We start from the raw sequence: 7,432 nt of genomic DNA on the forward strand, positions 1-7,432 counted from the left end.
AAAGAGAACATACCGACAAACTTTTTGATATAATGAAAGAATGGGCTGAAGGGAGAATGGACATGCTGTACGAGCTCTTGTGCGGACCGATGCGTCCTGTTTACTTTTCCACCATTATTCTGGTAATCCTGCTTCTGATGCTGGTCATGACCTTCCGGCTGTTTATGAACCGGCGGAAAAAGGCCTATTTTTCGCTGTCCCTTTCGATTCTTGCAGTGATGGCCCAGCATGTCCTGATCGTCTCGGCGGGAACCGACGCCCCCGGCACAGGCGACTGGAGCGGCTATGCCGCCATTTTGTTGAAGGCGGTTTCCTTTATTTTCCTCAACATGGGCATCTACCAGATGTACAACTCCTCCCGGATGCGCCAGCATATCCTGACCTGGTCTGCGGTAGCTGTTGCGGTGCTGCTGTCCCTGATGTATTTTCTTGCGGACGGTCTGGAGGGAAATCCGGGGCAGGTGGTGCTGCTGCAAAATCTGGGCATTGAGCTGTACATGTTCCTGATGCTGTTCCTCTGCCATCAATGGATTTCGCCCTGGGTGGGACAATGGAACCGGTATCAGCTCAGCTTATCCTTTTATTTTATCTACCAGCTGATTCATTTGGCGGACGTATTTATCACAGGCAGAGCCTATCCGGCTCTGGCAACGGCAGGCAGCCTGTTTCTCGTTCTGTATTACATTACGCTGTTTCTCATTGTGTTTGAGCGGGTGGTGGAGCTGCTCCAGGCGGTGTACACCAAATCCATTACCGACGCGCTGACCGGCCTGTACAACCGGCTCTATTTCATGAACCGGCTGAAGCAATATTTGTCCCATGAGGTGCCTGTCACCGTGATTTTTACGGATATTGACAACTTCAAGCGCCTCAACGACACCCAGGGCCATGACAAGGGCGACGAAGCGCTGAAAAAAGTGGCCTTGATCCTGCGGGAATGTGTGGAGGAAATCGGGGTGGCCGGCCGTCTGGGCGGCGAGGAGATGGTGGTGCTGGTGACGGACCCGGAGGTGCATCCCGGGGAGCTGGCCGAGCTGATCCGCAAGCGGATTGAAGCGGAGGCCGGGGTAACGGTGAGCGTCGGCTACAGCAAGGCCAAGAAGGGGATTGCCCCCGACGCTCTGGTGAAGCAGGCGGATGAAGCCATGTATCAGGCCAAAACCAGCGGCAAAAACAAGGTCTGCAAATATACGAAGCAAAAGCAGCTGCAAGCGGGCGGTCATGCCGGGTAAGCGCCGCAGGCTGCATCAGGAAGGAGTGGAAACATGCTCGGTTTGTTCCGCAGGAAAGACCCTCTGGATCCTGCCGTTCAGTTGAAAAAGCTGGCCCTGCTGGGCCTTCGGCCCCGTCCGGAAGTCGGGGAGCGGGAATTGGTGAAATTCCGCAAGGAAGCGTATATGGAAAAGCCGTATTTGCTGCTTTTGATTGCCCTGGGCGGGATAGCCGCCGACGGGAAGCCCGTGTCGGAGCGTATCTGGCATGTCCACCGGGACAGCATCCGCTATGAAGCGGATTATGTCCGGGCAGCCATACGAATGGCCGGTGTTGCCGCAGCGGCCGGGGCGGAGCTGCCAATCGGCGATGCGGAAGCTTCCCTCCTTCCCGATGAGGAGAAGGTGCTGCTCCGCTTCAGCCTGGCCGGCCGCCGCCACCAATGGGAGCTGACCCAGTCGGGAACGGCTCTGGACCCGGAGCTCCTTCTGGGCCTGGCCGGTTTGCTCCGGGAGCAGGGCGGTCCGCGCCAATATGGCTATGCGGCCTTGGGCGGACCGGACGCCCTGATCGTGTGCCTTACCGCCGAGGAGCTGGAATCGCTGAACCGGCTGACAGGCCTAGGCTTCACCTGGCTGGCCGGCAGCGGCTTCCGCTTCTAGGCTCTAAGCCCTTGCCGTCCCCGCCGTTAGCGCTAAAGGCCGCTCCCGCCAAGCGGCGGCAGCAGCTCCCGAACCCGGTCCAGAGCCTCCGCCACCGTCTCCGCCGCTACCACTATCGGCTCCTCCTCATATTGGCCCGCAGAATGACTGTAGAGGGGATCATAATAATACTCCAGCAGCAGCATCACCGCGTCATGATAAGCGCCGGACAGCAGCTTGCCCTCAATATCCTTGGCGATAGGCGTGTGAATCCGCTCCTTGATGATCCGGTATGCCCTGAGCAGCGCCTCCCCATGAATCTCCGGCTGGTAGTCGGCCACAATATGCCGGGCTCTTTCCGCAAGGGGAAGCTTCAGCAGAAGAGTCTTGCCCTCCTCCTTGCTCCGCATGACGAACTCCGGCACGGCAATTTTGCCGATCTTCCGGCTTTCCGCCTCCAGCATGATCCAGGGAGCCTGCTCCAGCGCCTCCAGACGGTCCACCAACAGAGCGTCGAAGGTCTTCTGGTTATGCGCCGACAGGCCCACTCCGCCAAAAATAGAGCCCCGGTGCCCGGCCATTTGCTCCAGATCCGCCACGGGATACCCCTCCGCCTGCAAAGCCTGGAGAATGGCTGTTTTTCCGGTGCCCGTGTAGCCTTGAAGAACATACGAGGGCCAGGACCGTCCCGCCAGCTGCTCCAGCCTTGCGTTTGTCCACCTGCGGTATTCCCGGTAGCCTCCCTCCAAGCGGTAAACCCGGATGCCCATCAGGGACAGCACAGTGGCCACTGTACGGCTGCGCATCCCTCCTCTCCAGCAAAACACCCCTTTTTCCCGGCCGATGCCCTGGAACTCCTTCACCAACGCGGGAAGCTTGGCGGAGGCAATCTCCAGCCCCCGGTCCTTGGCCGCCTGAACGCTGACCCGGGTGTACAGGGTGCCGATTTCCGCCCGCTCCTCATCGTTGAAAAAAGGAATATTGATGCTGCCGGGAATGGTTCCGTCCCGGAACTCGGACGGGGACCGGACGTCCACCGTCTGCAGGTCCCCGTTTTTTCTGCGGATGAGCAAATCCTCTACGCTGATGTCCTGAAACAACCCCGCCACTCCTCTACACTACCTGAATTTGTCCCGGATGCTCTTCGGTGACCCGGCCAATCAAACCTGCTTCCACACCATCCGCCAAAAGCTTGTCCAACAGCTCCGCGCTGTCCTCCTCATGTACGGCGATCAACAGCCCGCCTGAGGTTACGGCGTCGCAGAGAATGTAGCGCCCGGTTTGATCCATGCCCTCCGGGAACATCACCGACGGCTCCACATGCTTGAAGTTGTTGCGGGTGCCGCCCGGTACCGATCCGGCCTCGGCCAGCTCCCTGACCCGGGGCAGAACAGGAACCCGCTCCGCTTCGATGCGGATGCCGTTGCCGCTGCCCTTGGCCATCTCCAGGGCATGGCCCAAAAGCCCGAAGCCGGTCACATCCGTGCAGGCGTGGACCCGGTACGGCTCCATGATTTCCGCCGCTTTTTTGTTCAGTGTGGCCATAACCTGAGTAACCCGGGCGATTTCCTCCGGCGAAAGCAAGTCCTTCTTAATGGAAGTGGTCAGGATGCCCACCCCGATGGGTTTGGTGAGAATCAGGCAGTCCCCGGGTTTGGCTCCGGCATTGGTGCGAACCTTGTCCGGATGGACCAGCCCCGTCACCGCCAGCCCGAATTTGGGCTCATTGTCATCGATGGAGTGGCCGCCTACCAGGGTCACCCCGGCCTCCCGCATTTTGTCCCCGGCGCCCCGCAGAATCTCCGCCAGCACCTGCTTGTCCAGCTTGCTGATGGGAAAGGCAACGATATTCAAGGCAGTCAGCGGTTTGCCGCCCATGGCGTAGATGTCGCTGATGGCGTTGGCTGCGGCCACCTGGCCGAAGGAATAGGGATCATCCACAATGGGGGTAAAAAAATCCACCGTCTGCACCAGCGCCAGCTCGTCCGTCAGGCGGTACACCCCTGCGTCGTCGCTGGTATCGATGCCCACCAGCAGATTGGGGTCCGGCAGGGGAGCAGGCAGAGAGCGGATAACCTGGGACAAATCCCCCGGGCCGATCTTGCAGCCGCAGCCGCCTTTGGTGGAATAGGAGGTCAGTTTGATAGAATCCATGGACATGAACAACAATCCTTTCGCCAAAAAGAGTAAATTCCAAGCGCAAAATTTTTCTTTCGCTTCAACCGGATTATGCTATAATGATAACCGATTTGCGCATCCAAAATCTATCGGCAGGTGGCTTTTATGACATCCTCAAGCAATACCCCGCGCTTTAGCCGCGGTTTCGACAAAAAAGCGGCGGCGCTGGCCATATTATTTGCGGCTATCGCAATTGCGGGCTTAACCTATGTAAAGTGGGTTCCGTATTACCACAAGGCCTTTCATGCAGCGGCCAACCATTCCATCGGCAGTTCCATTGTTTCCGGGAAAAATCCGGTTGCCCCCGATCCATCCTGGCAGGCGGCATGGGACTATGCCATGGCCTACTACAAATCCGTATGGAAGGCCGCCGTATTCGGCATTCTGCTGGGTTCGCTGGTGCAGGTGCTGCTGCCTGCCCAATGGCTGCTGCGGGTGCTGGGCAAAACGACCTTGGGCAGCACGCTGATCGGCGGGCTGGCCTCCATTCCCGGGATGATGTGCAGCTGCTGCGCCGCTCCGGTGGCGGTGGGCCTGCGCAAAAAACAGGTGTCCGTGGGCGCCAGTCTGGCCTTCTGGCTGGGCAATCCGACGATTAATCCGGCCACCTTAATTTTTATGACCTTCGTCCTGTCCTGGAGATTTACGGTCCTGCGGCTGGTATTCGGACTGATTCTGACCTTCGGGGTCAGCTATCTGGCCAACCGCTTCGCCGACGATGCGAAGGTGCCGGCTCCGGAGCTGGAGGCCAAGCAGGCCCGGATGGAGCGGCAGGAATCCGGCAGCTTTGCCGCCCGCTGGCTTAGAAGCATCGGCCTGATGATCCTGAACATTGTGCCGGCCTATATCATTGCCGTTCTGCTGCTGGGCGCAGCCCGGGCCTGGCTGTTCCCCTCGGTCGGCGAGGGTATGGCCAACAGCCTCCTGGCCGTCGTCGGCTTCGCCGTAGCGGGCACCTTGTTCGTTATTCCCACCGCGGCGGAAATTCCCATGATCCAAACCCTGATGTCCTTCGGACTGGGCGCCGGGCCGGCGGGAGCGCTGCTGCTGACGCTGCCCTCCGTCAGCCTGCCGTCCTTCCTGATGATTGCCAGACATTATCCCCGCAAGGTGATTTGGTTTGTGCTGGCTTCGGTTATTGCGCTGGGCATCCTCTGCGGGCTGGTGGGAATGGCTGTGCTATAAGCCCTGCTGCAGCCTGCATGTTCACAGAAAACGCCGCGTTCTCTCCTCTTTTAGGGGAGTAGAAAGCGGCGTTTTTTAGGGCGTGTCTGATAACTCCGAGGGGAGCAGATTTGGCCGAATTTTCGTTCCAGGCAAGGCACTTTCGTGAAGGCGTACCGGGGGTACGTCAAGCGGAAGTAACGCAGCAAGGGACGAAAAGGCGGTGAAAGATGCCCTCAAGCGGGTTTTCAGACACGCCCTAGATTAGATCAGGTTTTCCGGGTTCAGCACGGAAAGCTCCGGCAGCACGAAGCGGCCGTCCTTGCGGATCAGGACATCATCAAACCAGATTTCCCCTCCGCCGTATTCCGGACGCTGGATGCAGACCATATCCCAGTGGATGGCGGAATGGTTGCCGTTATAAGCCTCGTCATAACATCTGCCCGGGGTGAAGTGGAAGCTGCCGTCGATTTTTTCGTCGAACAGAATGTCCTTCATCGGGGTCTTGATATACGGGTTTACGCCGATGGCGAATTCGCCCACATAACGGGCGCCCTCGTCGGTATCCAGAATGCCGTTCAGCCGTTCGGTATCGTTGGCGGTGGCCTTCACAATCTTGCCGTCCTTGAACTCAAGGTACACATTCTCGAAGGTGAAGCCGTTGTACGGCGTCGGCGCATTGTATTGCAGGGTGCCGTTGATGCTGTCGCGCACCGGAGCGGTATATACCTCTCCGTCGGGAATATTCATTTCCCCTGCGCATTTGATGGCGCCGATTCCCTTGATGGAGAAGGTCAGGTCCGTGCCTGGGCCGGTAATCCGCACCTTGTCGGTGCGGTCCATCAGGTTTTTCAGCGCGTCCATGGCATCGTTCATTTTGCTGTAATCCAGGGTGCACACGTCGAAGTAGAAGTTTTCAAAGGCTTCCGTGCTCATGTTGGACAGCTGGGCCATGGAGGCCGTCGGGTAGCGCAGCACCACCCAGCGGGTCTTTTTCACACGGGTTTCAAAATGAACCGGGGTTTGATACAGCGCGTTATATTGCTTCAGCTTATCGGCGGGAACATCCGCCATTTCAGTAATGTTCAGGCTGCCGCGGACGCCGATGTAGCATTGCATCTGCTGCATCTGGAAGTCATCCACCTTGGCCATTGTGGTGAGCTGCTCCTCGGTTCCCTCCAGCACCAGCTGGCGGGTCACCTGCTGGTCCCGCAGATTGACAAACGGATTTGCGCCTGCCTTATAAACCTGCTTCACCAGCTCCTTGACCAGCGGATTGTCGATATTGAAGGCTTCAATCAGCACATTTTCGCCCTTCTGGGCTCTGACGGAATAATGGACCAGCACCTCGGCCAGCCGGGTCAAACGGGGATCTACCATGTTTGCACCATCCTTTAGATTGTTGTGTTGCTGCCGTCATCCTCTTCCTCTTCTTCCTCATCCGCAAACAGCGGCTCCTCCGCCTGAAAACCGACGGAGGCCAGATAGAACAGTCTGCTTTCTTCGTCGCCGGGATCATTCATGGCATCCAGCTCCTGCAGCAAGGCCCGGTACCGGGAGAGCCATCCGGCGAACTTCTCCGGTTTAAGATGCACTTCCATCTGCATGGCAATACGCGGCCAGGCCTCCTTGTTGGAGCTGTTCACCTGGAAGGCCTCCTCCGGCGCCGTCAGCGTCCGCAGCCGGGCCCGGCCTACGGTGTTCAGCGTGTACTCCCGGAAGTAATTCTCCACCTCGGTCCGGTGGGGCAAGAGCCGCTCCCCGGGCACGAAGCTCCAGGCCACCGCCCGGTAAAACTTCTGGATGATGCCGTTTTTCACTTCCGTTTTGACCACGCGGATAAAGCCGTTTTTCTCCAGCTCGGCCAGATGGTAATGAATCTTCGAGCGGGGCAGCGCAAGAAGCTGGGCCAGCTGCTGGCCGGTATAGGGCATCTCGATGAGATGGCCGAGAATGGTGGTGCGGAAGGTATCGCTTACCGCCTTCAGCTGCTCATACTCCTCGATGATAAATACAGGGGCCAGCTTCATGGACGCCTCCTTTTGCCATCCCGACGGACGGTCAAATATTTTCACTCGTATCATAATATTTGTTCGATTGATTGTCAACGGGGTTTCGCGGTGAGCGAGGGTTCGCAATAAGGCAGGAGGGGGCGGGGAGCATAACGGAACTAGTACAACGTCTCGTAAATTCGTTCCCCATTAAACCACTCTGTTGCGTTATGGTCTTTTTCGGGT

7 protein-coding genes are annotated in these 7,432 nt (G+C 58.2%); 3 read left to right on the plus strand and 4 right to left on the minus strand.

Annotated elements, in window-relative coordinates; genetic code table 11:
* The first annotated feature begins 62 nt into the window (after positions 1-62).
* Positions 63-1,232 (plus strand): GGDEF domain-containing protein, encoded by a 1,170-nt coding sequence (locus DQG13_RS28215; RefSeq protein WP_181593045.1) that lies wholly within the window; start codon positions 63-65, stop codon positions 1,230-1,232.
* Between the two features lie 33 nt (positions 1,233-1,265).
* Positions 1,266-1,874 (plus strand): hypothetical protein, encoded by a 609-nt coding sequence (locus DQG13_RS28220; protein WP_113023530.1) that lies wholly within the window; start codon positions 1,266-1,268, stop codon positions 1,872-1,874.
* Between the two features lie 32 nt (positions 1,875-1,906).
* Here the strand turns inward: DQG13_RS28220 and mnmH are convergent, their stop codons facing one another.
* On the minus strand, positions 1,907-2,953 hold the full coding sequence (gene mnmH, locus DQG13_RS28225) for a tRNA 2-selenouridine(34) synthase MnmH (RefSeq protein WP_113023531.1): 1,047 nt from the start codon (positions 2,951-2,953) through the stop codon (positions 1,907-1,909).
* Positions 2,954-2,966: 13 nt separating this feature from the next.
* Positions 2,967-4,007, minus strand: a complete 1,041-nt coding sequence (gene selD, locus DQG13_RS28230; protein ID WP_397334027.1) for a selenide, water dikinase SelD — start codon at positions 4,005-4,007, stop codon at positions 2,967-2,969.
* A 129-nt stretch (positions 4,008-4,136) separates the two neighbouring features.
* Here selD and DQG13_RS28235 point away from each other — a divergent pair, with 129 nt between their 5' ends.
* Positions 4,137-5,216 carry a permease gene (locus DQG13_RS28235; RefSeq protein WP_113023533.1) on the plus strand — a complete coding sequence of 360 codons (1,080 nt, stop codon included), beginning with the start codon at positions 4,137-4,139 and terminating at the stop codon, positions 5,214-5,216.
* 243 nt (positions 5,217-5,459) lie between these two features.
* Here DQG13_RS28235 and DQG13_RS28240 read toward each other — a convergent pair whose 3' ends face one another.
* Positions 5,460-6,575, minus strand: coding sequence for an aminopeptidase (locus DQG13_RS28240; protein WP_113023534.1), 1,116 nt, complete (start codon positions 6,573-6,575; stop codon positions 5,460-5,462).
* A gap of 14 nt (positions 6,576-6,589) precedes the next feature.
* The gene (locus tag DQG13_RS28245) at positions 6,590-7,225 is read right to left on the minus strand and encodes an ArsR/SmtB family transcription factor (RefSeq protein ID WP_181593046.1); all 636 of its coding nucleotides are present in this window, start codon (positions 7,223-7,225) and stop codon (positions 6,590-6,592) included.
* Between the last annotated feature and the right edge of the window lie 207 nt (positions 7,226-7,432).

Source organism: Paenibacillus sp. YN15 (genome assembly GCF_003285005.1).
In the GTDB taxonomy this organism is placed as follows: Bacteria; Bacillota; Bacilli; order Paenibacillales; family NBRC-103111; genus Paenibacillus_AR.

Coding starts and splice junctions, on each gene's coding strand:
- selD (WP_397334027.1), bottom strand. CDS start 4,007: ATGGATTCTATCAAACTGACCTCCTATTCCACCAAAGGCGGCTGCGGC.
- DQG13_RS28220 (WP_113023530.1), top strand. CDS start 1,266: ATGCTCGGTTTGTTCCGCAGGAAAGACCCTCTGGATCCTGCCGTTCAG.
- DQG13_RS28215 (WP_181593045.1), top strand. CDS start 63: ATGCTGTACGAGCTCTTGTGCGGACCGATGCGTCCTGTTTACTTTTCC.
- DQG13_RS28240 (WP_113023534.1), bottom strand. CDS start 6,575: ATGGTAGATCCCCGTTTGACCCGGCTGGCCGAGGTGCTGGTCCATTAT.
- DQG13_RS28235 (WP_113023533.1), top strand. CDS start 4,137: ATGACATCCTCAAGCAATACCCCGCGCTTTAGCCGCGGTTTCGACAAA.
- DQG13_RS28245 (WP_181593046.1), bottom strand. CDS start 7,225: ATGAAGCTGGCCCCTGTATTTATCATCGAGGAGTATGAGCAGCTGAAG.